This is a genomic window from Paracoccaceae bacterium (genome assembly GCA_033344815.1).
In the GTDB taxonomy this organism is placed as follows: Bacteria; Pseudomonadota; Alphaproteobacteria; order Rhodobacterales; family Rhodobacteraceae; genus Roseobacter.
This window is the reverse complement of sequence record JAWPMR010000001.1, coordinates 4,579,755-4,604,983: the sequence shown is the minus strand read 5'-3', so window position 1 is coordinate 4,604,983 and position 25,229 is coordinate 4,579,755. Positions and strand designations below refer to the sequence as shown.

The 25,229-nt window shown below is 55.9% G+C and carries 27 protein-coding genes; 14 read left to right on the top strand and 13 right to left on the bottom strand.

Annotation, left to right across the window (positions count from 1 at the left end; all coding sequences use genetic code 11):
* The first annotated feature begins 18 nt into the window (after positions 1 to 18).
* A complete protein-coding gene (locus R8G34_21350; protein ID MDW3225401.1) occupies positions 19 to 636 on the top strand; it encodes a glutathione S-transferase family protein in 618 nt (205 codons plus the stop codon).
* Here the strand turns inward: R8G34_21350 and R8G34_21345 are convergent.
* Genes R8G34_21345 through R8G34_21315 form a run of 7 tightly spaced genes read right to left on the bottom strand, consistent with a single transcriptional unit; the run spans position 633 to position 5,740 of the window.
* Positions 633 to 1,301 carry a fumarate hydratase C-terminal domain-containing protein gene (locus R8G34_21345; GenBank protein ID MDW3225400.1) on the bottom strand — a complete coding sequence of 223 codons (669 nt, stop codon included), beginning with the start codon at positions 1,299 to 1,301 and terminating at the stop codon, positions 633 to 635. The two genes, R8G34_21350 and R8G34_21345, sit on opposite strands and share 4 nt — an antisense overlap.
* A complete protein-coding gene (locus R8G34_21340; GenBank protein MDW3225399.1) occupies positions 1,298 to 2,254 on the bottom strand; it encodes a fumarate hydratase in 957 nt (318 codons plus the stop codon). The genes R8G34_21345 and R8G34_21340 overlap by 4 nt, the downstream gene beginning before the upstream one ends.
* Positions 2,251 to 2,580 (bottom strand): hypothetical protein, encoded by a 330-nt coding sequence (locus R8G34_21335; protein MDW3225398.1) that lies wholly within the window; start codon positions 2,578 to 2,580, stop codon positions 2,251 to 2,253. Before R8G34_21335 ends, R8G34_21340 begins: the two co-directional genes overlap by 4 nt.
* Complete coding sequence (locus R8G34_21330) at positions 2,580 to 4,328, bottom strand: FAD-binding protein (GenBank protein MDW3225397.1); 1,749 nt, start codon at positions 4,326 to 4,328, stop codon at positions 2,580 to 2,582. The genes R8G34_21335 and R8G34_21330 overlap by 1 nt, the downstream gene beginning before the upstream one ends.
* Positions 4,329 to 4,331: 3 nt before the next feature.
* A complete protein-coding gene (gene sdhC / locus R8G34_21325) occupies positions 4,332 to 4,685 on the bottom strand; it encodes a succinate dehydrogenase, cytochrome b556 subunit (GenBank protein ID MDW3225396.1) in 354 nt (117 codons plus the stop codon).
* Positions 4,667 to 5,008, bottom strand: a complete 342-nt coding sequence (locus R8G34_21320; GenBank protein ID MDW3225395.1) for a succinate dehydrogenase — start codon at positions 5,006 to 5,008, stop codon at positions 4,667 to 4,669. The genes sdhC and R8G34_21320 overlap by 19 nt, the downstream gene beginning before the upstream one ends.
* Positions 5,009 to 5,011: 3 nt before the next feature.
* Positions 5,012 to 5,740 carry a 2Fe-2S iron-sulfur cluster-binding protein gene (locus R8G34_21315; protein MDW3225394.1) on the bottom strand — a complete coding sequence of 243 codons (729 nt, stop codon included), beginning with the start codon at positions 5,738 to 5,740 and terminating at the stop codon, positions 5,012 to 5,014.
* Positions 5,741 to 5,864: 124 nt separating this feature from the next.
* Here R8G34_21315 and R8G34_21310 point away from each other — a divergent pair, with 124 nt between their 5' ends.
* From R8G34_21310 to modC, 7 genes are all read left to right on the top strand, one after another.
* A complete protein-coding gene (locus tag R8G34_21310; protein ID MDW3225393.1) occupies positions 5,865 to 6,653 on the top strand; it encodes a nitroreductase family protein in 789 nt (262 codons plus the stop codon).
* Between the two features lie 85 nt (positions 6,654 to 6,738).
* Positions 6,739 to 7,584, top strand: coding sequence for a helix-turn-helix domain-containing protein (locus R8G34_21305; GenBank protein MDW3225392.1), 846 nt, complete (start codon positions 6,739 to 6,741; stop codon positions 7,582 to 7,584).
* On the top strand, positions 7,584 to 8,582 hold the full coding sequence (locus tag R8G34_21300) for an ArsJ-associated glyceraldehyde-3-phosphate dehydrogenase (GenBank protein MDW3225391.1): 999 nt from the start codon (positions 7,584 to 7,586) through the stop codon (positions 8,580 to 8,582). Before R8G34_21305 ends, R8G34_21300 begins: the two co-directional genes overlap by 1 nt.
* Positions 8,579 to 9,853, top strand: a complete 1,275-nt coding sequence (gene arsJ / locus R8G34_21295; protein ID MDW3225390.1) for an organoarsenical effux MFS transporter ArsJ — start codon at positions 8,579 to 8,581, stop codon at positions 9,851 to 9,853. Before R8G34_21300 ends, arsJ begins: the two co-directional genes overlap by 4 nt.
* A 311-nt stretch (positions 9,854 to 10,164) precedes the next feature.
* Positions 10,165 to 10,875, top strand: a complete 711-nt coding sequence (modA, locus tag R8G34_21290) for a molybdate ABC transporter substrate-binding protein (protein ID MDW3225389.1) — start codon at positions 10,165 to 10,167, stop codon at positions 10,873 to 10,875.
* Complete coding sequence (gene modB, locus R8G34_21285) at positions 10,872 to 11,567, top strand: molybdate ABC transporter permease subunit (protein ID MDW3225388.1); 696 nt, start codon at positions 10,872 to 10,874, stop codon at positions 11,565 to 11,567. The genes modA and modB overlap by 4 nt, the downstream gene beginning before the upstream one ends.
* On the top strand, positions 11,564 to 12,643 hold the full coding sequence (gene modC, locus R8G34_21280) for a molybdenum ABC transporter ATP-binding protein (protein MDW3225387.1): 1,080 nt from the start codon (positions 11,564 to 11,566) through the stop codon (positions 12,641 to 12,643). Before modB ends, modC begins: the two co-directional genes overlap by 4 nt.
* Positions 12,644 to 12,649: 6 nt before the next feature.
* Here modC and R8G34_21275 read toward each other — a convergent pair whose 3' ends face one another.
* The 5 genes from R8G34_21275 to ugpC form a co-directional block, all read right to left on the bottom strand.
* On the bottom strand, positions 12,650 to 13,315 hold the full coding sequence (locus tag R8G34_21275; protein ID MDW3225386.1) for a D-lyxose/D-mannose family sugar isomerase: 666 nt from the start codon (positions 13,313 to 13,315) through the stop codon (positions 12,650 to 12,652).
* Positions 13,316 to 14,039: 724 nt separating this feature from the next.
* Positions 14,040 to 14,948, bottom strand: a complete 909-nt coding sequence (gene rbsK / locus R8G34_21270; protein ID MDW3225385.1) for a ribokinase — start codon at positions 14,946 to 14,948, stop codon at positions 14,040 to 14,042.
* 3 nt (positions 14,949 to 14,951) lie between these two features.
* Positions 14,952 to 15,401: an RbsD/FucU domain-containing protein gene (locus R8G34_21265; protein MDW3225384.1), complete on the bottom strand. Its 450-nt coding sequence runs from the start codon at positions 15,399 to 15,401 to the stop codon at positions 14,952 to 14,954.
* Positions 15,402 to 15,417: 16 nt separating this feature from the next.
* Entirely contained in the window at positions 15,418 to 16,068 is a 651-nt protein-coding gene (locus R8G34_21260) for an SGNH/GDSL hydrolase family protein (protein MDW3225383.1), read from the bottom strand.
* Positions 16,069 to 16,073: 5 nt separating this feature from the next.
* Complete coding sequence (gene ugpC, locus R8G34_21255; GenBank protein MDW3225382.1) at positions 16,074 to 17,123, bottom strand: sn-glycerol-3-phosphate ABC transporter ATP-binding protein UgpC; 1,050 nt, start codon at positions 17,121 to 17,123, stop codon at positions 16,074 to 16,076.
* Positions 17,124 to 17,341: 218 nt separating this feature from the next.
* Between ugpC and R8G34_21250 the strand changes: the two genes are divergently transcribed.
* A complete protein-coding gene (locus tag R8G34_21250; protein MDW3225381.1) occupies positions 17,342 to 19,000 on the top strand; it encodes a substrate-binding domain-containing protein in 1,659 nt (552 codons plus the stop codon).
* 72 nt (positions 19,001 to 19,072) lie between these two features.
* Here R8G34_21250 and R8G34_21245 read toward each other — a convergent pair whose 3' ends face one another.
* The gene (locus R8G34_21245; protein MDW3225380.1) at positions 19,073 to 19,381 is read right to left on the bottom strand and encodes an EthD family reductase; all 309 of its coding nucleotides are present in this window, start codon (positions 19,379 to 19,381) and stop codon (positions 19,073 to 19,075) included.
* Positions 19,382 to 19,535: 154 nt separating this feature from the next.
* Between R8G34_21245 and R8G34_21240 the strand changes: the two genes are divergently transcribed.
* From R8G34_21240 to R8G34_21220, 5 genes are all read left to right on the top strand, one after another.
* Entirely contained in the window at positions 19,536 to 20,642 is a 1,107-nt protein-coding gene (locus tag R8G34_21240) for a sugar ABC transporter permease (protein ID MDW3225379.1), read from the top strand.
* Complete coding sequence (locus R8G34_21235) at positions 20,639 to 21,553, top strand: carbohydrate ABC transporter permease (GenBank protein MDW3225378.1); 915 nt, start codon at positions 20,639 to 20,641, stop codon at positions 21,551 to 21,553. Before R8G34_21240 ends, R8G34_21235 begins: the two co-directional genes overlap by 4 nt.
* Before the next feature lie 573 nt (positions 21,554 to 22,126).
* Positions 22,127 to 23,437: an extracellular solute-binding protein gene (locus R8G34_21230; protein ID MDW3225377.1), complete on the top strand. Its 1,311-nt coding sequence runs from the start codon at positions 22,127 to 22,129 to the stop codon at positions 23,435 to 23,437.
* An 88-nt stretch (positions 23,438 to 23,525) separates the two neighbouring features.
* Positions 23,526 to 24,413, top strand: coding sequence for a sugar ABC transporter permease (locus R8G34_21225; GenBank protein MDW3225376.1), 888 nt, complete (start codon positions 23,526 to 23,528; stop codon positions 24,411 to 24,413).
* A gap of 1 nt (position 24,414) precedes the next feature.
* On the top strand, positions 24,415 to 25,227 hold the full coding sequence (locus tag R8G34_21220; GenBank protein ID MDW3225375.1) for a carbohydrate ABC transporter permease: 813 nt from the start codon (positions 24,415 to 24,417) through the stop codon (positions 25,225 to 25,227).
* Positions 25,228 to 25,229 lie beyond the last annotated feature (2 nt).

The window sequence follows — 25,229 nt, the reverse complement described above, 5'->3', positions numbered from 1 at the left end:
AGACATGAAGGTGATTTTATGTACAGTCTTTACATCGCAAACGGCTCATCCGCGCTTGCCGCGCATATTTTGCTCGAAGAAATCGGCGTGCCTTACGAAACCCACACTTTGTCCATTCCTGCAAAGGAACATCTCTCACCAGACTTCCTTGCCATAAATCCGCGTGGGCGCGTGCCGGCCTTGGTGACAGCGCAGGGTGTTATTGTCGAAAACCCCGCCATACTTGCCTATCTCGCACAAAGCCATCCTGACAAGAACCTCGTGCCAACAGAGCCCTATGCCTTCGCGCAAGCGCAATCGGTGAACCTTTATCTGGCCGCCACGATGCATGTGGCCTTCGCCCATAAAGGGCGCGGTGCCCGGTGGTCGGATGATCCCGACGCGATAAAATCAATGCAGGAGAAGGTCCCGCAAACCATCAAAGAGGGTGCGCAGTTCGTCGAAGATCACCTGATCAAAGGACCTTGGGTACTGGGGGATACGTATTCCATCTGCGACCCATGCGTGTTTCTGGTGCACCGCTGGATGGGTGCAAATGACATCGCCTTGGATGCTTTCCCCAAACTGACAGCACATACAGACGCAATGTTAACACGCCCCGCCGTTCAGGCCGCCATGGCGCAACAGGGGCTTTAGCCGATGACCTCGTCCGAGCGGTCATCCGTTTCGCCATAGCGTTTGAGCACGGCAGGTTTGGTTCCCTCATACACCCGGTCGAGGTTCTGCACGATCTTGGCGTTTTCGCGTTCAAAAAGGCACTCGCCCTTCAAGTCCGACGCCACGATAAACGGCCCCATCCGGCGCGCTCGTATCACCCACATCGCCTGCGCAATACCGAGCTCTTCATGCCAGTGCACGGCCTCAACCGTTTCAACCCCACGCCCTAGCAACGCGCCGGTGCCATATCCAACAGTGGACAGATACACTGCGCCATTGGGCACGAAATATTCCTTGTAGTCTTTTGAGGACATGCCACCCTTGCCGATGATCAACCGCGCACCGGTTTTGGCCATCCATTCCGGCAACCATTTGGCAAAGCGAAAACTCGCGGTGGCCGTAACCGCGCCCAGATCAAAGGAGCCGTCTTCACGGATCACAGCGGCAGGCGAGCAATGGAAATTTGCAGCACTTTGGGACGGCAATTCCATGGGGATGTTCGCTTGATCCTCCAGCGCACGCATATAAACACCTTCGCGCGCCGTGTAGATCAACCCGTCAAGATAGACGATGTCACCCAGACGCAGGCCGGCGACAGCTTCAGCCGTTGGTGTGGTCGAGAGCGTGACTTCGCGCAGCTTCATTCCGCAGCCTCCTTGATCGGTTCCCATTCAACGGTTTCCCGGCGTTGATAATCGGTGAACCAATCGGGGTCCGTGCGGTGTTCAACCCGGCCATCCGGAAAGACGCGCGCAACCGCCCGGCGCGATGATAAACAGAATGCATGCACCGACATCTGCATACCCCCCGTGTGGCAATACCCCACTTCGATGTTGCAATCGATCACCATGTTTTTGCCGACAAAACCCATGGCCCCCATGCCGATAGAATTGCCCAACTCCTTGAATTCATCCTCCATCGCGGCGATTTTCGGATCCGGGTTCCGACTGCCCACGGTGCGCAAAACAGACGCGCGTTTGCCTAACACCATGCAGGTGTCTTTGGATCCTCCAAGACCAATCCCGATGATCGCAGGCTGACACGCCAGCCCGCGTTTGCCAAAAGCGACCAGACTATCGAGGTAGAATCTTTTGATCCCCTGCACGCCATCCGACGGGAAAAGCATCCGGTAATCGGTCCCGAACAGCCCACCTTTGTGCACAGTGATCAGGTCAATCCATTCGCCATCTGGTTCAAAACCGTATTCAATCTCGGGCGCGCCGATGCCCACATTGTTATTGTGGTCCGTCCGCCAAAGCGGGTGCACACGATTAGGCCGAAGCGGCACGCCGGTTGTTGCATTGGCTGTGGCACGGCGCAATGCCGCCTCCAGGGCGATCGGTCCGCCCTCAATGCGCGCATCATTTCCCATTTTCACGAACCAGCGCGGCACGCCTGTGTCGCCACACATCGCGCGTCGGTCCTCTTTGGCCGCCTCATAATTCTCCAGCATGGCCTTGAGCACAAAGGACGACAAATCGCCATCTTCGGTCTTGGCGGCGGCTTGCAGCCCGTCAAGGTAATCTTGTGGGATTTCTATGGCGGCCTTGTCCATCAGAGTTTCGGCCGTTTTCTGGATGAGGTCGATGGGGATCATTTGAAATCCTCTGTGTTGCGCGAAACAAGGCCCCATGTCTCATCCTCTCCCGCTCCGGCGAAGGCCACCGCACCTGCACGGACCAGCGCCATACGCAGGGCATCATCGCTCTCGAAACCACGCAGATGGTGTTTGATTTTCTTGAGGCTGCGTTTTTTATAGTTCGGATTTTCCAACAGATGCCGAATGGCCGTTTCAACGGAATAGTCCAGCTTCATTTCCGCGCGCAATTTCGTCATATCATTCTGCGCAGACAGGCGCGCGGTCACATACGCCAAGACGATGCTGGCGGTCAGCGTAAGAAGCGCGGGTGTTATTTCTGTCATTATGTCGCCACCAGTGTTTCAGGTTCACCCTCTGGCAAGATGGTCTCACCGTGGTGAACGATTGAAAAATCAACATCTTCGCGGGCGACATTCATCCCGGTGCCATCCCGCTTGACCACTGTATAATAGGATGCCGCCATATCGCCAGCCTCGGGAAAGTCCTCCCGGTAGTGCGCGCCCCGCGAATTTTCACGCGCCAGCGCCGCTCTGGTGATCACCTCCGACACCTCACACAAGCTGGCCATGTTCAGCCAATCATGCCATGTCAGGTTGAACGCCAGATTGTCCGATGCAACGCCGACCTCCATCAAATCCTTGCGGATCGCCTCGATGCGCGTCAGTCCCCGCGCCATGCCAGCGGCGTCGCGCATGACGCCAACATCTTCCCACATCGCTTCTTGCAGGCGGTTGCGCAAGGGCTGCACCAGATCAGGAGGCCGCGTCAGCGGATGGCAAGCCCGATCATATTCAGCGGCCAACACATTCTCATCCGGGTCGCGCAGCGCTTCCATGGATCGGATATCAGCGCCCATGATGTCGCCTGCAATGCCCCCATATACCGTTGAATTCGCAACACCATTCCCGCCTAAACGGTTGGAACCATGCGCACCACCCGCGTCTTCACCCGCCACATAAAGCCCCTCAAGTGCGGTGCGTGTGTCCACATCGACCACAACACCCCCCATGAAATAATGCGCCGTCGGGACGACCTCGACCAAACCACCGGCAAGATCAAGGCCACTGTCCTCACACCGCTTCACCATGCCCTTGAATTTGGTCCGCACATTGTCTGGCCCAAGATGCGCCATGGAAATGAACATGCCCACCTGTCCAGGATCATTACTTTTGCGCATTTCGGCATAAATACCCCGACTGACAACATCGCGCGTAGCGCGCTCGCCCTTGCCGTCATAATCGAACATGAACCGCTGGCCCGCGCCATTCAGCAGTTGTCCACCAGCCCCCCGCAGCCCCTCTTCGAGCACCGTGCCGGTCATACGGCTATGCTCGCCAGCCAGAAGCCCGGTCGGATGAAACTGCACCATTTCCATATCGCGCAGCGGCAATCCCGCCCGCAACGCCATGGCCAAACCGTCCATGGTCTTGTCGCCACTTGGCGTGTGGTATTTATACATGGTCGGGCCACCGCCCGTCGCCATCAAAACCGTTTTGGCCCTGACGAAACGGAATTTTCCCGTTCGCATGTCGATCATTAGAACACCTGCCAGCGCGTTGCCGTCTTTGGTTGGGATCAGTCCAATCGCACGGTGCTCTTGCAGTTTTTCCACAGGTCGGCTCAGTACCTGTTCCATCAGACGGTTGATGATCTCGATGCCGGTCAAATCGCCTTTGTGCACTGTACGATCCGCCGTTTGCCCCGCAAAAGCCTTTTGATGCAAAGTCCCATCCGGGTTGCGATCAAAGAAACAGCCAATTTCATTTTCCAGTTCTCGGATACGCACCACCGCCTGCTCGCACAAGCGCCACGCCATATCCTGATTGGGCAACCATTTGCCGCCCTCAATCGTATCCATGAAATGCCGCTCAACCGTGTCGCCGCCGCCAAGCGCCACATTGTACCCGCCTTGCACCATTCGCGTGCAACCACATTTGCCAATCAACCCTTTGACCGCGATTGTGATTTTCGTGCCCGCAGGTGCGGCCTGTTGCGCATGGAGCGCTGCAAACAGGCCTGCACCGCCAGTGCCAAGGATCAAGATATCGGTGTCGTGCCGCTGAATTTCCATGTCCTAGACTACCTGCAAAAAGAATGTGCCCGAAATTAAAAACGCGACTCCGACCGCGCCCGCCGCCAGTGTTTTTTGCGGCGCGGACCATGGCAACCACTCCATCGCCATCAGTCTTATGCCCCCAAACGCGTGGACCGCTAACAGAAAAACCAATCCGAACTCTGCCAATTTAACAATGGGTTGTTCGGCAAAGCTTAGAAACTGGTTTAGCTTCTCTGGTTGTGTCAGCGCGTAGGATAAAACCCAGAAATGCACTGGTAAAAACAAGGCAAGCGCGACACCAGACACGCGGTGCAGGACGAAAGCCAGCCAGAGCGGATGCGTACGCGCTGGTCTCACGGGCCGCCCGCCCATGTCACCGCAATCAATGCTTGTAGCCCCATGCAAAGCAACACCAGCCCCGTGCCCCACATAAACAAATTCAACGAACGGCCGCGCAGGCCAAAAGTTTCGTGAAAGATCACGCGCAACCCGATCGCTGCGTGTACGGAGACCGCCACCACAAAGGATCCGTAGAACAGAAACCAGAAAACAGAACCCTGCGTACGCCCCAGTATTTCTTCAGCCGAGAGCCCGCCTTGCACAGCATAGATCATCACCGCGATATGCCCGAGCGTCAGCGGCGCCATGATCAGCGCCGTGATCCGTTGCAGCATGTAGAGACGTAGATCAAGCATCGCCTATTTGCGCCTCCCAAAGAAACGCTTTGTCGTCTCCCGCTTCAAACCGGCAATCGCCGACATCGGATCGAGGTCGTTGGGACAGAAGACGGTGCAACTGCCCATGGAATGGCAATTGTGGCAACCACCCGCGCCGGAAACCGTATCTAGGATGCTGTCACGATCACCATGTTTTTCGTCGTTCAAAAGGGTCCAAGCGCGCTGCAAAGCCGCTGGACCCAAGTAATCAGGATTTCCCGCCACGGTGTCACAGGCCGCATAGCAGATTGAACAGTTGATGCACTCGATCCCTGCACTGGCTTCAACACGCACGCCATCCGTCGGATCAATTGCCGCAATTGGATCGTCCCGCGAGGCACTGGGCGCATGTGCGCCACCTGCAGCAACCCATTTATCAAAGAAGGGATCCATATCGGCCGCGAGGTCCTTGATAACAGGCAGATTTCGCAACGGTGCGATTTCGACCTTTCGGTCTTTGAGGACCTTCTTTACATGGGTCCGACAGGTCCACCGTGGTTGCCCATTCACCATCATCGCACAAGATCCGCACATCCCGACGCGACAGGCAAAACGATAGGTCAACGTGGCATCAGCATATTGTTGAATCCACGACACGACATCCAGAATTGTCTGGTTTTCCAGCGCAGGCACCTCGAACTCCTGGAAATACCCGCCATCCGGATTTCCACGCCATACTGATACGTGAAGGGGGTCGGATCGTCCGTCCAAAGGGGATTCCTGACTTGTGGCTGTTTGCGTCGGGTTTATGCTATAAACGCCAGAAATGCTAACGAGAAGGAATAAGTTCTAATGGTTTCTGTAAGATTTATTTACAATATTGCAGTGTATTCCCATGTCTGAAGCGTCGCTTAATCAACTTTTTTCTCAGCGTTTCGGTGATAAATTGGCTGTGCCTGAACCGCTGGCAGAAAATGCAGCCCTCAACAGCTTGGCCGCGCGCGGGTCGTGTCGACGTTTCCGACCAGACCCTGTGGAACGGGCTGTTTTGGAAACACTTTGCGCGGCGGCCTTATGCGCCCCCTCCAAGAGCGATCTGCAACAACGCGATATCCTGATCGTCACCGATCCGTCCCTCTTAGAAAATCTGAAAACCTTGTTGATCGCACAGGACTGGATCGCCGATGCGCCAGCAATGGTTATCTTTCTGGCCAATAATCGACGCCAAAGGCAAATTCAGAAGTGGCAGGAACAGCCATTTCCAAACGACCATCTGGATGCGTTTTTCAACGCCAGCGTAGACGCAGGCATCGCGCTCGCGTTCTTCGTGATGGCGGCAGAAAGCACGGGTCTGGGGTGCTGTCCAATCAGCACGATACGCAATCATCTGCCCGAGGTAAAAGACCTGCTTAAACTTCCCGACCACGTCTTTCCGGTCGCCGGCTTGGCCGTCGGGCATCCTGCACAGACACCCCCAATCAGTGCGCGGTTGCCGCTGACCAAGACGATGCACCACGATCAGTTTGCTGACATTGCAGAGGGCGAAGTGCACGAGTATGATACGCGACGGCTAGCGGGCGCGGATGGACCGGGTTGGTCCGAAGCCAAAGCCAAAATGTACGCATCCCCACAGCGCACAGATTTTGCGACATTTATCCAAGACATTGGCTTCAAACTGGACTGACTTAGCTGGAATGTCCCGCGCGAAATAAGCGTTGCGCAGCAGTCAAAACTATTGCGTGAAGCATTATTTCCGTTATTTATAAATTATGGAAATAGAATCTCTTTTACGCCTGACGGCACTGAGCCATCCACAGCGCCTTTCCGTTTTCCGGATGCTGATGCGCAGGCTCCCTGATGCCGTACCCGCCGGGGAAATCGCATCGGCTTTGGATTTGAAGCCTTCGACGACCTCTGTGTATCTGTCGATTTTAAGTGATGCGAACCTCATATCGAAAAACCGGGTTGGCACATCACTGCAATACCGCGCCAATACCAAAGCGACGGCGGAACTCATTGATTTCATTGTCACAGATTGTTGTCGGGGTCGGCCAGATTTATGCCCATCGTTCGCAAACCCCTTGGCCCAGATACAGCGTGCCGCGGCAGGCAAACCGCTCAACGTTCTGTTCATCTGCACTGGGAATTCTGCAAGATCCATTTTTGCAGAAACGATTTTGCGCGATCTCGAAGGAAGCCAATTCACGGTCTACTCTGCAGGGACAACGCCCGGATCAGAACTCAATCCACTCGCAGTAGAAATGCTGCAATCAAAAGGCCATGAAATATCCACACTGCGATCTAAACACATTTCTGAGTTTCAGAGCTCGAATGCGCCCAAAATGGATTTTGTGTTCACCGTTTGCAATCGCGCCGCAAATGAAGAATGTCCTGCCTGGGAAGGCCAACCGATCAGCGGGCATTGGGGTCTTCCTGACCCGGTACAAGCCACAGGCACGCTTGCCGAACGCAGGCTTGCGTTTCAACTCACTTATGGCGCTCTGAGCAATCGCATCAAAGCCTTTGCAGCTTTGCCATTTGACACCCATAGCAGAACATCTCTGCAAGCCGCAGTGGATGACATCGCGGTCCGCGCTCTTGAAGGAGTCTCTTGATGACCGTCTATGCGATCAACGGTCTGGGCCGCATTGGCAAACTGGCCCTGCGACCGCTGCTGGAACGCGGTGCTGAAATTGCGTGGATCAATGATGCGGTCGGTGATCCGGCGATGCATGCGCATTTGTTGGAGTTTGACAGCGTGCATGGACGCTGGCCCGCCCGTTTCAGCGCGGATGCAGACAGTATAAAAATCGATGGTACGAAACTGCCTGTTCACAATAAAACGCAGCTCGCGCAACTGCCGCTGGACGGTGTCGACGTGGTGATCGACTGTACCGGTGTTTTCAAGACCGAAGCGCGCCTGGCCCCCTATTTCGCCGCTGGTGTGAAAAAGGTTGTGGTCTCTGCGCCGGTTAAGGACGGACCGACCGCCAATGTTGTCTTTGGCGTGAACAATAAAGCTTACGACCCGGAGCGGCACAAAATTGTCACTGCTGCCAGTTGTACCACCAACTGCATCGCGCCCGTCGTCAAGGTTGTGCACGAAAACCTCGGGATCAAACACGGGTCGATCACGACAATCCACGATGTGACCAACACCCAAACGATTGTGGACCGCCCTGCCAAGGATCTACGCCGCGCCCGTTCTGCGCTGAATTCTCTGATCCCCACCACGACGGGCAGTGCAACGGCGATTACCCTGATTTATCCGGAACTCAAGGGGCGTCTGAATGGTCACGCCGTACGGGTCCCTCTGTTGAATGCCTCACTTACCGATTGCGTTTTCGAACTGGAACGCGAAACAACAGTTGATGAAGTGAATGCTCTTTTCGAAACGGCGGCAAACGGTGATCTCAAGGGTATTTTGGGCTATGAAACACGCCCGCTCGTCAGTGCAGATTACACTAACGACCCGCGATCCGGCATTGTGGACGCCCCCTCGACGATGGTGATCAACGGCACCCAACTGAAAGTCTATGTCTGGTATGACAATGAGTGGGGCTATGCCAATCGGCTGGTGGACGTCGCCTTTATGGTCGGCGAAAGCCTGTGAGCCAGTCGCGCGCAGCGGCGGCCTATGTCGCGGTCACTGCCGCCTATTGGGCCTTTATGCTGACGGATGGCGCGCTGCGCATGTTGGTTCTGTTGCACTTTCACACGCTCGGCTTTTCGCCAGTAAAGCTGGCCTATCTGTTTGTGCTTTATGAAATCGCGGGCGTGATCACCAATCTCAGCGCCGGTTGGATTGCAGCACGTTTTGGACTGACATTGACGCTCTATGCCGGGCTCGCCCTGCAGGTCGCGGCGCTGATCGCTCTGGCGCAACTGGACCCGAACTGGACCCTAGCTGTTTCTGTTATCTACGTCATGGCCGTTCAGGGGGCTTCGGGCGTCGCTAAAGATCTGTCGAAGATGAGTGCAAAGTCTGCGGTGAAAGTGCTGGCCCCTTCCGAACAGGGTGGCCTGTTTCGTTGGGTTGCCCTGCTAACGGGTTCGAAAAACGCCGTCAAAGGGCTGGGATTTCTGCTCGGCGCAGTGCTTTTAGGTCTGGTGGGTCTCAAAGCATCGGTTTTGGGAATGGCAGCCCTTCTGGCCTGTATCCTGGTCGCAATTGCGCTCAAAATGCCCAAAGGACTGCCTGTGGGTCGCAAGGATGCAAAATTTCGCGAAGTTTTCTCCAAGAATGCCAATGTTAACTGGCTGAGCTTTTCACGGATGTTCTTATTCGCAGCCCGCGATGTCTGGTTCGTGGTCGGCATCCCGATCTATTTTTACTCGGTGCTGTCGGATGGATCAGAAGCGGGAAACCGAACGGCATTTTTCACCATTGGCAGCTTCATGGCCCTGTGGATCATCCTTTATGGTGCGGTGCAAGCCTATGCACCCCGGATATTAGACGCTCACAATCGCGCTGAGGCACAAATCATCCGCAGCGCCCGTCACTGGGGGGCAAGCCTCATTGCAATTCCTGTCCTTCTGGCCGCGCTGGCCTTCGTAACGCCAGAACCCACGCCTTGGCTCACGGCCACATTGATTGCAGGTTTGCTGTTCTTTGGGGCGCTTTTCGCCGTTAACTCCGCGTTGCATTCCTATCTCATTCTCGCCTTTAGCTCAGAGACGCGGGTCACAATGGACGTGGGATTTTACTATATGGCCAACGCTCTTGGCCGCTTAATGGGCACCGTCTTGTCGGGTCTCAGCTACCAGATCGGCGGGCTTCCACTGTGCCTCGCGACGGCGGCGGTACTTTTGGCGCTGAGCACGCTGGGCGCAAGTCGGTTGCGCCCCATAACTGAGACAGGAATGCTAAAAGGCGCTACGTGACCTGTTTTTTTCGGGTTGAAATTCATCTCTAGCAGAGCCGAACTTAACAATCCGCCTAGGCGCGTTACCCTAATCTTAAATGTCATAAAACCAATCGAATGTGACAGGCGAAACTGCCCGGCCTTGCATCATCGCGCTGGCTGAAACAGGGTGTCGTTCATGACACCGGTTTCATTCCTTATTCCAAACGCAACTGCCCAGAACTGCTGCATCAATGGAAGGCCGCTGACGTGCGTGTAATTGCGCGTTACATACGCCGCTTTCTGCGGACTAGCGCGCTTTCTTTCGCGTGCTTGGCGATGCCGCCCGCGATGGTCCAAGCTGAAACAACCGTTTTCGCTGCCGCCAGCTTGAAAACAGCGCTGGATGAAGTTGCAGCGGACTTCGAGGATCAAACCGATCAGACCACCGCCATATCCTATGCCGGCACCTCAGTCCTGGCACGTCAGATATCATTGGGTGCACCTGCCGATATCTTCATCGCGGCCAGCCCAGATTGGATGGACTGGCTGGAGGAGCGGGGTGCCATTTCGCCAGATAGTCGCTTTGACCTTCTCGGCAATCAACTGGTCCTGATCGCGCACGTCGATCAGGCCGCAGCCTTTGACATGAACGCATCATCCCTGCTCGCAACACTTGAGGGAAATCGCATCGCAATGGCACTGGTCGACGCGGTACCGGCAGGCATCTATGGTAAAACCGCTTTGGACTCTTTTGGCGTCTGGGATGCGTTGCAAGATCAGGTTGCGCAAACCGACAATGTGCGCGCGGCACTGGCGTTAGTCGCGCGGGGCGAAGCGCCCTTCGGCATCGTCTATGAAACCGACGCGCTGGCCGAGCCCCGCGTCAGCATCCTGGCAAGGTTCCCCTCCGGCAGCCACGAGAAAATTCGTTATCCCGTCGCCCTTGTCGCGGGACCATCCTCGGACGCAACGACGCGGTTTATCACGCATTTACGCCAACAAAGATCCCGCGCGATTTTTGAAAAACATGGCTTTGACGTTCTGGTTCCACCCTCATGACGGAATGGCTGGGACCTGAAGAATGGCGCGCTGTTGCCTTGTCGCTCAAAGTGTCGTTTTGGGCGACCTTGCTAAGCCTTCCCGTCGGGCTTTGGGTCGCTTATGTGCTGGCGCGCTGTGACTTTCCCGGAAAACAGCTGGTGAATGGTCTGGTGCATTTGCCTCTGATCCTGCCGCCTGTCGTTACCGGATATCTGTTGCTGGTCACTTTTGGCACCACGGGTCCAGTAGGCGGGTTTCTTCAAGATCTTGGCATCGTCTTTGCCTTTCGCTGGACAGGGGCTGCGCTGGCCGCCGCCGTGATGGCATTTCCTTTGATGGTGCGGGCGATGCGGCTGTCTATTGAAGCGGTGGATCCGAAACTGGAACAAGCCGCCGGAACGCTGGGGGCCTCGCGCATTTGGGTCTTTGTGACCGTCACATTGCCGCTGATCCTGCCGGGGATCATCGCCGGGGCTATCCTTGCCTTTGCCAAGGCCATGGGCGAATTTGGCGCGACCATCACCTTTGTCTCCAACATCCCCGGCCAGACGCAAACTGTGCCTTCCGCGATCTACGCATTCTTGCAGATCCCCGGTGGGGAAGCTTCCGCATGGCGGCTTGTGATCGTTTCCGTGGTGATCGCAATGGCGGCACTTTTGGGCTCGGAATGGCTGGCGCGCCGTGCCGCAAAAAAGGTGGGCGCTTTATGAGCCTCGCCGTGTCGCTGCGTCATAAATTTGATGGATTTTCCATGGCCGTGGATTTTGAGGCCCCGGCTGGTATCACCGTTCTTTTTGGACGTTCCGGGGCGGGCAAAACCACGATTATCAACGCCGTTGCCGGTCTTATAAAACCGGATCAGGGGCGTGTTACGGCAGAGGATTGGGTTCTTTTTGACACCGATCAGGGCCATTGGACGCCGCCCCATAAGCGCAGGCTTGGCTATATCTTTCAGGATGCGCGGCTGTTCCCCCACCTTACGGTTCAGCAGAACCTGAAATATGGGCGCTGGTTTGCGCCGAAATCCGAACGGCGCGAGGACTTCGGCAAGATCGTTGAGATGCTGGGCATTGGGCCTTTACTGACGCGCAGTCCTACTGCTCTGTCTGGCGGTGAAAAGCAGCGTGTTGCGATTGGCCGCGCGCTCTTGGCCTGCCCGAAAATTATCCTGGCGGATGAGCCTCTTGCCGCCCTTGATGAACAGCGCAAAGCCGAGATCCTGCCCTATTTCGAACGGATCCGTGATGAGGTGTCGGTGCCGATCCTCTACGTCAGCCATGCCGCCTCAGAAGTTGCACGCATTGCCACAAGCGTTGTGGCGCTGGATGCTGGACGTGTGACGCGCCAAGGCCCGGCAGCGGATGTGCTGAGTGATCCCGCCGTGACGCCAATCGGCGTGCGTTCGGCCGGGGCGATGGTTGAGGCACGCGTCAGAGAGCATCATTCCGACGGCCTGACCACATTGGATGCCGAAGGAAGTACGCTGCTCCTGCCACGCGTCAATCATCCCCTCGGCACGCCCTTGCGCATCTGGATCGAAGCGCAGGATGTGATGCTGGCCACGCAGCGCCCAGAGGGCATATCGGCGCTTAATGTGCTGGATGTAACCGTGCGCGAGGTGCGAATAGGAGCGGGTCCAGGTGCCATGGTGCAGGTGTCTTTTGGGAACGCCTTGATCCTGGCCCGAGTCACGCGTCGCTCCGCCGCAGCGCTCGATTTACAACCCGGGCGCAAGATCTTTGCCGTTCTCAAGGCCGTTTCCGTCGCCCGCAATGCCGTGGGATAAAACGGTTTAGTAGTCCGACACCAGCAAATGCACCGGCGCTTCATCCTCGGTAATGTCGGAAAACCGCCCAATGGGCATGGAAAAGACATTGTCGGTGCGATCGTCGTTTACCGTGGAAACCTCGCCAATCAGACAGTCGCCTTTTTCCGCCCAAAACGCATGCCAGATACCCGGCATCAGCGTAACGCTTTCACCCGGTGCCAGCTTCAGATGCGCGCCAGCCTCAAAAGTGCGCTCTATGCCATCACAGGGCACTGTGACCTTGGCATCCGGATCAATGGTGCCGTCCAGTTTTGGCGCAAACAGTTCAATGATCAGATCACCGCCACCGCGATTGATGATGTCCTCGGCCTTTATGTTATGTCGATGCATCGGGGAGAGTTGTTTCTCTCGTGTGATCATGATCTTTTCGGCATAAAGCATACCGCGCCCCGCATCCAAATCCTCAACCCTGCCGTTGCGCGTGGTGAACAGAAAAAGGCCCATCTCATCAAAGCGGCCTTCACCGTAATCGGTGATGTCCCAGCCCAATCCACGTGCCCGCATGTCTTCGGCAGCTCCAGCGCGCATTTTTTCGGGCGTCCAATAGGCAAAAGGCGGCAGGATATGGCCAAAGCCACGGATAAAAGCATCACCCGCTTTGAGGATCTCATTGACGTCCGACCGGTTCATATCGAGGCCCTTCCAGGAAATTGAGGTTGCTCCTTGGCAGTGCCAGAAGTGGCAGCACCGCTCAAACGTTTTACGCAGATAAGACGAACGGCTCAAGTATTCTAAAACGCGGGTCGCGTGAACATAAAAAAGTGCAAGATCGCTCTTGATTTCAATGTAATGGATATATGCCGGCGCGCGCTATCCGCATTCATCGAGCCAAGAGGCACGGCTTCAGATATGGCATGCGCAAACTCTATTTGGCTCGGAACCTTTCCCCAACAGGGAACTGCGGAACACAGCTGATGTCAAAACTCACGGCCTCGAAGAACCTCGAGATATCATCATGGTAACCCTTGCAAACGCCTTGTTTGACGACAGGTTACGGGAGGCGGGGTAGACTGAGCACTGTGTGCCAAAAAGGTGAGAATGCCAACCGATTTTCTGCTCATTCGGTTCATCGCGCCTGCGCACGAATACAGCTTCCTCAGATGCGACACCATCGCATCTGAGGGCGTGAATGACCGCGGATCAAATGCAACTGTTATTGTTTCGTTCTGACACCTCCTGTCGAAGCGGCAGTCGCAACTCCAAAGAACGTACTGGTGAGATCGATTTGTCCGCGGCCATGCAGGTTCCATCAGGTATTGGCAGCGACGGAAGGCCGTTGAGGCAAAGATCACCACTCATCAAAACATCACCAGTTGACGCACCGCTTGCTTGACAAAGCTACGATCAAACTGTCCTAAGTCGTCAGCAGTGCATCGACCTCTGCCCGGCTGGGCATGGCAGGGGCGGTCCCGGCACGCGTCACTGAAATACCTGCCGTTGCACATCCGAATTTGACCGCTTCCAAAGCGGTTTTCCCCTCTGACAGAGCAGCGGCAAAGCCTCCGTTGAAAGCATCGCCTGCACCAGTTGTTTCCACAACCTTACCAGCGGAGACCGCAGGCACCAAACCGTGGCCGTGCAAATAGGCACCCCGCTCGCCCATCGTAATGACGGGGGTTTTCACGCCCAAATCGCACAAGGCTTCTGCGGCGCGCAGAGCATCTGCTTCGCTGTCCACTGCAATCCCTGTAAGCGCTTCGCATTCCGTCTCATTTGGGGTCGCATAGTCACATAAGGCGAGCATCCCATCAGGTAGTGTTGCCGCTGGTGCCGGGTTCAAAATCGTTGTGACCCCGGCTTCATGGGCGATTTCCAGCGCGCGCACCGCAGCTTCCATCGGTTGTTCCAACTGCGTGACGAACACATCCGAACCCTTGATCAGATCGGCTTTCGCGTCCACATCGGCCACACTGATGAGCGCAGCAGCACCTGGTGCGATAATAATCGCATTATCGCCGGTGCTTTCCTCAATGAAAATATAGGCGGCTCCGGTATAACTTTGGCTGATCTGATCCACATGCGCGATTACCCCCGCCTTGGCCCAGGTTTCCAGCGCCAATTTGGCAAAGTCATCCTGCCCCAATTTGGAGATCATATGCGTATCCGCGCCGATCTTCGCGGAGGCGACGGCCTGATTTGATCCTTTGCCGCCCGGCCCCAGCGAAAACGTATTGCCCATGATCGTTTCCCCCATGCGGGGCATGCGATCTGCACGATACGCCGTGTCGGCCACAAAAACGCCCAGAACGCTTACCTTTCCCATCTATCAGCCCTCAGCTTCTGGGGGGACCACGCCTTTGCGCAGTGCGAAACAACCGTAAAACCGACGCTCCCCGGTCTGGATCACCGCATAGGCCTGCTTGGCGCGGTCGTAGAAATCAAAGCGCTCGATGCTTATCATTGTCGGACCGCCAACGGCCGTCACCTGCGCCTGAACTTCCTGCATCACTGGCATCATTGTATCCGGCTCACCGACCACTTCCATGCGCGCTGCCGCATCATCAACGAAAGTGTCCAGAGGGTAGACAGACAGAACCGCACGCACGACCTCGGCCGCGGAACAATCAATGCGTAACACTTCACCCAGAACCGTTTCACGCGCAACACTGTCAGAGGGAAAGTTGCTATCTGCGATGATCAGATCATCGCCATGCCCCATCGCCCGCAGCGCATAAAGCACATCCGCATTCAATATCGGGTCTATTCCCTTGAGCATCTCGTGTCCTTCCTTGTCATTCCTTGAAAAACGCTAACACAGATTTGGCCATCACGCCGCCAATCGCGGCATGCGCCGTGGCATCCAGATGAATGCCGTCGACCGGGTCCACCGTCGCATGTTGGCCCATGTCCGCGAATGCAACGTCCTGACGTGCGGCGATCTGTTCCAGCAACGCAGGTAAGGCGCGGGATTTCTCTGCCGCCCCGGCGAAGGTGTCCGCAAACACACCGGTTTCGATCACCGGCACGGGTGCCGCAAGCAACACGGCCGGGGCAGTCCCCTCCGGCCCGCTGTCATTGCCGTGGATTTCCATGATCAGACGTTGCACCCCAAGAGAGATATCATGCGCGGAAACATTGAACCGCGCTTTGAGATCATTCGTGCCCAGCATCATGATCACCAGATCAATCGGGCGATGGCTCTCCAGAATGGCTTGCAAGGCGCGGCGCGCGTTTTTATGTGTTCCTTCGATCGGGTCGTCAAAAACCGTCGTCCGCCCGGGATGACCTTCTGCAATCACATCAAAGTCCGGGCCAAGCGCTTTTCCCATGATTGATGTCCAGCGCGCTGTGGGTTCAAGGCGTCGTCTGTCGAAACTGCTGGTCATGGCGCGCGTTCCGTGCGTGTTGCTGTCGCCAAAACAAAGGATTGCGCGCGCGGTCATGCAGGTTAACCGACCCTCTGACCGGTCTTGGCATCAAAGCAATGCAAGTGAACCGGATCAGGGGCAAGATGGATCGTCTCTCCGGGTTTAAAAGCATGGCGCTCTCGAAACATGGCTGTGATGTCCTGGCCATTGAAGCGCAGGAAAACCATCGTTTCGGACCCAGTCGGTTCCACCACTTTGACCTCCATCGCCAGCCCCTCCCCGGCCCGTACCAGATTGAGATGTTCCGGGCGCACACCAAGGCGGATCGCCCCCTCGTGAGAGACACCCTTTAGCGGTACTTTGTGCCCGGCTAGTGTGACAGCGCCATCTTGAAAAGTCGCATCAAGCAGGTTCATGGAAGGCGCGCCGATAAACGTCGCTACAAATTCATTGGCCGGATTGTCATAAAGTTCCAGCGGCGTGCCGATCTGTTCAATCTTGCCGGCCTGCATGACCACAATGCGGTCTGCCAGCGTCATCGCCTCTATCTGATCATGGGTGACGAAAACCGTTGTGGTTTTCAGACGCTGGTGCAGTTCTTTGATTTCTGTACGCATCTGTATGCGCAGCTTCGCATCAAGGTTGGAGAGCGGCTCGTCGAACAGAAACACCTGTGGATCCCTTACAATGGCCCGCCCCATCGCGACCCTCTGGCGCTGCCCACCCGACAAGTGCCGCGGCTTGCGGTCAAGGTACTCCGTAAGGCTCAGGATTTCAGCCGCCTCCTGGACGCGGCGCTGGATTTCCCCACGATCCGTCTTGGCGACCTTCAAGGCAAATCCCATGTTTTCAGCGACCGATTTATGCGGATAGAGCGCATAGGTTTGGAACACCATCGCAATGTCGCGCTGTGCCGGGGGAAGGTTATTGACGACCCGTTCACCGATCGCAATTGTGCCGCCATTGATGGGTTCAAGGCCTGCAATCATGCGCAACAAAGTGGATTTGCCACACCCTGATGGCCCGACCAAAGCGACGAATTCCCCATCTGAAATATCGACGTTCAACCCATGGATGACCTCAGTCGCCCCATAGGATTTTCTGATGTCTTGTATTTTAACGCCCGCCATGCGCCGCATTCCCCCGACTTCGAATTTCGATGCTAGAGAAAGGGTTTTACGTTGTCCACGCCCGTCGGGCAGCTTTTGTTGACTTGGCGTCATTCTCGACCATAGTGATGTTTCTTGGGGGAATGACGCGGCGCGAGCAAGTTATAAAAAGACTACTCCAATGCGCGTCGCCATTACCTCACGGATCAAACGTATCACCACGTCTCGGGAGGATGGAAATGAAAGTAGACCTGTATAATTATATCAAGGCGGCGCAGAAGATGAACCGCCGCCAGATGTTGAAAGGCACGGCGGCTGTCGGAGCCGTCGCCATGATGCCAAAGGCCGCAGCCTATGCCGATGGACACGGCAATGTGCGTGCTGAAATCCTGAAAATCCCGGGCGTGGGTGCGGGATCCCCCACTGACAGCGATTGGCAAAAAGTCGGCGAACTTTGTCTTGGCGCCACGAAGGAGAACGTGGCTGAGGGGGAGTTTGAAGGCGTTGAACTGACCTTCATGGGCCTGAACAACCAGAACCTGCACAACTTTCTATTCCGCGGATTCCTGAAGCCATGGGAAGCCTACACAGGCGCGAAGATCAACTGGATCGACCTCGCACAGGCCGATTATAACGCGCGCTTGCAGCAATCAATCGCCACCGGCACCGTTGACTTTGACATCGTTGAAATGGGTGCACCGTTTGAAGGCGATGTGTTGGGCCGTGGCATGGCATCGGAAATGCCCGATTGGGTAAAAGACCAGATCGACATGGACGACTATGTGGATTACCTCAAAGCGCCGGTTGGCACATGGGATGGCAAGACCTATCGCGTCTCCATTGACGGTGACACCCATACGTTTGCGTATCGCAAAGATTATTACGAAAACGAAGAGTTCGCGCAGGCCTGGGCCGATGCTGGCAACACCACGCCCTGGGAACAGCCGACCACATGGGAAGCGGTCAACGCGCAGTCAAAATTCCTTGTGGGTAAAACCGATCCGCTCACCGGGTTGGATGCACATGGCTATCTTGATCCGCTCAAAGGCTGGGGCGGTTTTGGCTTCTATTTCCTTGAAAACCGCGCGGCACCCTATGCCAAACACCCGGATGATCCGGCTTGGCTTTTTGATCCTGAGACGATGAAACCTCGGGTCAACAATCCGGCATTTGTGCAGGCCATTCAGGACGTCATGGATCTGATCGCGGCAAACGCCTATCCGGCTGATCAGATCAATGCCGACCCCGGCACCACCGCGTTCCAACAGTTCCTTGCGGGCACGGGCGGTATGTTGAACTGGTGGGGTGACGTTGGTTCCTCCGCCCGGACATCGGATACATCCGTGGTGGGCGACGTTGTCGGTTTTGACATCAATCCAGGATCCGAGCGGGTGTGGAATTCACAATCCGGCGCATGGGAAGATACGCCCAACGTATCCCCCAACAACGCGTATATCGGCTGGGGCGTTTACGTCATGGCCACGGTTGAGGGCGACGAGAAGAAGAAGAAAGCCGCATGGTCGGCCGCTGCCCATCTGGGGGGCAAAGACCTGTCGCTTTGGGCCTCAGCCTATCCGTCGGGTTTCCAGCCTTACCGGAATTCGCACTTCCAGTTCGAAGAGTGGGAAGAAGCCGGATACGACCGTGCTTTCGTTGAGGATTATCTTGGTTCCAACGCGGATAGCTACAACCACCCGAATGCGGCAATTGAACCGCGCATTCCGGGCATCTTCCAGTATTATTCTGTGGCTGAGGATGAATTGGCCAAAGGCTATGCCGGGCAATACGGATCGGCTCAGGAAACCGCAGATGCCATTGCGGCCGCTTGGGAAAAGATCACCGATCAGATCGGGCGCGACAGTCAGATCGCGCTTTATAAGGCCTCACTCGGCCTGTAATCCGACCCATTTAAAGATCAAAAGGCGCAGCCACCCGTTGCGCCTTTTTTGCTTCTAGAGGCAGCTGTGAGATCAACCCACGACCTCGCCGACCAGCATCTGCGGCGTGCCATTGTAGAATTTTGCGATATCCTCGACGACCGGCCCCGCCACCGCCATAGCCCCATCAAAAGCGCTCTGATCATTAAACAAAATCGTTGCGATCGCATGGTATCCTGCCGGGCTCCCTTCAGGGCCCGCCTGCCCTCTTACGACAACGGTATTTGCAATATGTGGCCCCATGTATTGACCAACGAGGTCCATGTGGGTTGACAGGTAATAGTCAAAATCAAAGGTCGTCTGCTCTGTGACAGGGTAGATAACTTGCAGCGAAACGCTCATCCGGTCCTCCTCATGTGTTGAATGTCCGCAAAGCTAGTCAAAAACACAACCGCAGGTACAGTAAATTCGCTGTGTCCGCCCTATCCAGCGAAGAAAAAGTCCAAGTGTGATTTTCAAGGTTAACAGTCGACACATAGGGCGCTAACCTCCTCTGATGAATACTGAAGGCGACCTCCTCCACACCGTCACGCTTGACGCTATTTCAGACAGCCGCAGGCGTATCGGTCGAATGATGGTCTGGGGGTCGGCGGCGCTGTTTTTGCTGCTCGCTGCCGGGCAATTCGCGCATGATACAGGTCGTCTGGCGATTGGATTCGACACATGGCGGCCCGTGCTTTTTGCCTATCTGCTCTGGGCGACAGCCCTTTGTGCCGCGCAGGTCATCGTGAACGGTGAAAAAGGCAAACGTACGCTTTTTGTGTTACCCGCCGCGCTCTTTGTGATCAGCCTCGTAGTCTTCCCGCTGCTCTTTGCGCTCTATATTTCGTTCACCGATTGGAACCTGGCGTCCCTGAACGGCCCGCAACCCAATGGCTGGGATAATATGAGGCAGATGTGGAATGACACGTTTTACTGGAACGCGTTGAAAAACATGGTCTATTACGTGGCCGCCATCAGCGTCGAATATGTGATCGCCTTTGGCCTCGCGCTGCTGCTGAACGCCCAGATCCGCGCGCGCAAGTTCTTTCGTGTCGTGTTTTTACTGCCACTGATGCTCAGCCCGGTCGCGGTCAGTTGGATGGTTGGCAAATCCATGATGGAGCCGCGTTTTGGCCCGCTCGCGCGTTTGGCGCGCGAATTGGGATGGGACAGGCCCAGCTTTTTCGGGTCACCCGAATTGGCGCGCTTTGTGATCATGGCGATGGACGCCTGGACCTTTATTCCTTTCATGATGATCATGCTGTTGGCGGGTCTTCAAGCACTGCCACGCGAAGTGATCGAAGCGTCCAAAGTCGACGGCGCGACCGGCTGGCAAAGCTTTAAGGAAGTCATTTTCCCCTTGATGTTGCCCGTATCTGTCACGGCCATCGTGATACGCATCATCTTCAAACTGAAGCTCGCGGATATCATCATCAATGTCACTTCTGGCGGGCCCGGGGGTGCCACGGATTCCGTCACCAGCTTCATTTTCCGCGAATACAGGGACCGCTCCAATGTGGGCTACGGCACGCTCTTGGCGATGGTTTATCTGGTGTTGATTGTGGTGTTCATCACCCTGCTGCTTAAACTGGTCAGTCGATTCATGGAGCGCCCGGCATGAGCGCGATTTTCAAAGATCATGAGGCCGATCGCCAGGTCCGCGTGAAATGGTGGGCCAGCCGTGTGGCGATCTATGCCGCCCTGATCACTTGGGCAATCATCTGCCTTTTTCCAATCTACTGGACACTGACCACATCCTTCAAAATGGCGCCCGATGTGATGCGCGGTAATATGATTCCGTTCTGGGATTTCACCCCTAAATGGAAAGGCTGGGAGAGTCTTGGCCTGTCGCCCCGCCTGATCGGCGAAGTTTCCACAGTGCGCGAGGAATTCCTCAAACGTTTCTGGAATTCGGCAATTGTCGCGGTGTCTGCCTCGACTCTGGCGGTGGTGCTTGGATCGCTGGCCGCCTATGGTTTGTCGCGGTTCAACTACCGCTTCGGTTTCATGCGCAATTCGGATATTTCGTTCTTTTTCCTCAGCCAGATGATCCTGCCGCCCGTGGTTTTGGCATTGCCGTTTCTTGTTCTCTACAAGTCCCTAAACCTGCTGGACAGCCGCATCGGTTTGATCTTGCTGTACACACTCATGGTACTGCCCATTGTGATCTGGATCATGCGCGACCAATTTCAGGGCATCCCGGTGGAACTTGAAGAAGCCGCCCTCGTGGATGGTCTGGGCATCTGGGGCGCATTCCTTCAAATCGTGCTGCCCATCGCCCTGCCCGGCATGGTCGCCGCCTTCATTCTAAGCCTCGTTCTATGCTGGAACGAATACTTCTTTGCGGCGCTACTGACCTCAACGGATGCAAAAACCCTGCCCGTCATGGTCGCTTCGCAAACCGGATCGCAGGGTATCAACTGGTGGTCCATGGCCGCCTTGTCCTCAGCCGCGATCCTGCCCTTGGTCATCGTTGCCATCTTCCTCGAAAAATACATCATCAAGGGTATGGCTGCGGGTGCCGTGAAGTAAAAATAAGGCAAAACCCGGTCTAAACTCTTGAGTTTCGATGTTGCGATCCACACCATTACAAGCGAACTGAAGTGGAGCGGACACGAACGTGAAAGTTGCGGGGCAAAAAACTGCCGACCGCTGAACCTCTCAATGCGACGGCGTTTTGTGTCGAACTGGGATTAGGCGCCGTCCTTTCAAGAAAGAAGCGAGAGGCAGTTGAGCTTGCCAAATGTAGGTTTGAAAAAGCTCAATAGCGCGGGCCAGCCGGTTGAGTTTTGACATCCCGGAAGCCAGCCTGATCTTGGCCGATCCAGTCTATTTTCAATCGGGTGAATTAGAGCGTCAGACAGGGTATTGGAAACATTTTCCAACGCGCGAAAACGGAACGAATCACATTCCGAAATTGACGTCTCCGGAATCGCGGGTTTGGTTCTCATCGATTATTCATTGGCATAGAAGATTACGAATTCCCAAGCTATGAACATGCTTTCCAACAGAAAATAGCGATCAGAATCTTCAAAAAGTAATCGTTTACAAGAATGTGTGTAAACGATTACAGTTCTGCCATCCGTGCAGCCAAGGGAGGAAAAGATGCGGTTTCAGAAATTCACAGGGGCGCTTGTGTCAATGTCGGCATTGCTCGCCATGCCAGCGTTCGCACAGACAGAAGTCGTGGTGTGGGTGGGCGGCGAGCCGGGCCAGACCACCGTTTATGAAGAGATTGCCAATCAGTTCAATAACGAGAATCCGGATGTGAACCTTACTGTGATCACCAACACATCTGACATCTTCAACCCCGCACTGATCCCGGCGCTTTCAGCTGGTGAAGGCCCCGATGTCTTTACCTTTGGCACGGGCCCTGGCCAACCTGCGGCCCTGATTGCGGGCGGTCTGGTGGCCGATTTGACCGAGGCGTATTACGAGCACAATTGGGGCGACACAATCCCCGAAGGGATCATTGTGCAGACCTCCAGCGACGGCAAGCTGTGGGCCTTTGGCAATGAGGTCGAGACCACGGGCATGTTCTACAACAAGGCGATCTTTGCCGAGCATGGCGTCGCTGTCCCGACCAATTGGGCTGAGATGGAAGCGGCTGTAGATGCGCTTATGGCAGCGGGCTTTGAGACGCCCATTGGCCTTGCAGGCGGGGACAAGTGGCCAATTTCGCATTGGCAGTCTATGATCTTTGGCCGCTACGCAGGCCCCGCGGGTATCGAGGACGTCCTGTTTGGTGATGGCGCTTGGACCGACGCCCCCTTTGTTGCGGCATCGACCAAGTTGCAGGAAATGGGTCAGGCAGGCTGGTTCGGGCCGACGCCCGTTGCGATTGGTTACGGCGAGTTGATGGACGCGTTTTGGGCGGGTGAGATCCCGATGACCTATACCGGCCCCTGGGTTGTTGGCGGTGGAATCCAGGCTGCGGGTGATCGGGCGTCGGACTACTCCGTCTTTGCGGTGCCCCCCTTTGAACAGGGCCAGATGATCCACCCGACCAACTCGATTGGCAGCGGCTGGTATGTGCGCGAAAACTCCGAGCATAAAGACATCGCGATTGCATACATCAACCGCATGCTTACGCAGATGGAAGGTCGCGTGACGCTGATCAACAATGGCGTGATACCGGTTGGCCCACTGGAGGACGCTTTGGGCCAGGCGAACATGCCTCAGCTCGCCGTCGACATCTGGAAAGCGGCCGATGACCATGCCGCAAACGGGTCGATTCCGGCGTTTCTGGACACCATCACGCCCGGCACCCTGACCACTGTGTCATATGATGGGCTTCAAGCGCTGTTGCTGAATGTCATGACGCCTGAAGAGTTCACGGCAGCCATGCAAGAAGCGTGGACTGAAGCGAAGGCAGAAGGCGAGATCATGCTGCCTGGCGGGCTCGCTGAACGTTGAACTGATACGCTCCCAATTTTGCCAAAGATTGGGAGCACTTACCCTCGTTTCGACGCACTCAAGTACAGTATGGCCAGGAGGTTGCCACGTGATCCTTGATCCCGACTCAAAGCTTGCTCAACGGCTTAACCTCGTCCTGTTTCTGCTACCCGCGATGGCGATCTATGTGGTGTTCGCGCTCTATCCGACATTCTCAGTGGTGGAGTACTCCTTCACTGATTGGGACGGGATCAGCCCAGAGCGGGAATACATCGGTTTTGAAAACTACCAACGGCTCTTTTCAGACAGGATTTTCTGGGAGGCTTTCCGAAATACCTTCGTGTGGTCCGGCGTCATTATCGTCATAAACGTGGGGCTGGGGCTTGTGATAGCGGCCATGCTGGCCCGGGTCTGGAAGGCGCGTCTGCTGCTCCAGACCATGATTGTGCTGCCGGTTGTCATCTCCCCCATGGCGGTCGCCACAATCTGGCGATGGCTCTATCAGCCCAAAGGGGTCATCAACCAATTGCTGGACGGGATCGGGCTCGATTTTTTGATGCGGCCCTGGCTCGGTGACCCAAGCGTCGTCCTTTATGCGCTCGCCTTTGCCCATTCATGGTCAACCATCGGCCTCAGCGTCATCATCTTTCTGGCCGGATTGCAGGCGGTTGACGAAGACCTCTATGAGGCGTCCAAGGTCGATGGCGCCAATGCGGTTCAACAATTTCGCTTTGTCACGATGCCTGCGCTGCGCCCCGTCACGGCCGTGGTGTTCATCCTGACACTGACCCAATCCTTCAAAGTCTTCGACATCGTCTGGGCCACCACCCAAGGTGGGCCAATCCGGTTCAGCGAGATCCTGTCGACCTACATGTACAAGCGCGGTGCATTGGAGAACGACTATGGTTATGGGGCAGCGATTGGGGTGGCACTGCTGGTGATCGTAAGCGTCGCCACCATCATCTACATGCAAATTCAGAACCGGGAGGGGCGTTGAGATGTTTGGTCGCTATGCACTGATCTTCGGTCTGGGTGTGATTGCCATTCTGATGGTCTCGCCGCTGATCCTGACCGTGTTTTCGTCGCTCAAACCTACGACGGAGCTAGGCAATCCCCCGTGGTATCCCCCGATTGATCTGACGTTTGAGCATTACGCACGGGTGTGGACCGAGGGCAAGTTCAACATCTATTTCCTCAACACGCTGATCATCTCGACGGTGGATGCGATTGTAATGATCGGAGTTGCCTCGCTTGCGGCTTACGCCTTGGTATTCATGGATTTCCGGGGCAAAATGATCGTGCAGGTGCTCTTCTTGATCGGGTTGATGATCCCGGTGACGGCGATCATTCTGCCGCTCTACTCAATCGTCCGCTCCATTGGCCTTGTGAATACCCATCTGGGCGTGATCTTTGCCGATCTGGCGTTGGCGCTATCGGTCTTTGTGTTCATGTTCTCATCCTACTTCATCGGCGTACCCAAGGCGTTGCACGAAGCGGCGCGCATTGACGGCGCGACTGAGTTTCAGATCTACCGCCGCGTCGTGATGCCCATCGCCACTCCGGCCGTGGTCACAACGGCCCTGCTTGAATTTCTGTGGAGCTGGAATGACCTGTTGCTGCGACTGCTGCTTCTGCCGCGCGACGAGATGCGCACGCTGTCTGTGGGGCTTTTGAACTTTCAGGGGACAATGACACGCGACGTCTCGGGGCTGTCCTCGGGCACCGTGATCATGGCCTTGCCCGTCGTTCTGCTGTTCTTCGTGTTCCAGCGTCACTTCGTGCGCGGCATGACCGCGGGCGCAGTCAAATAGGA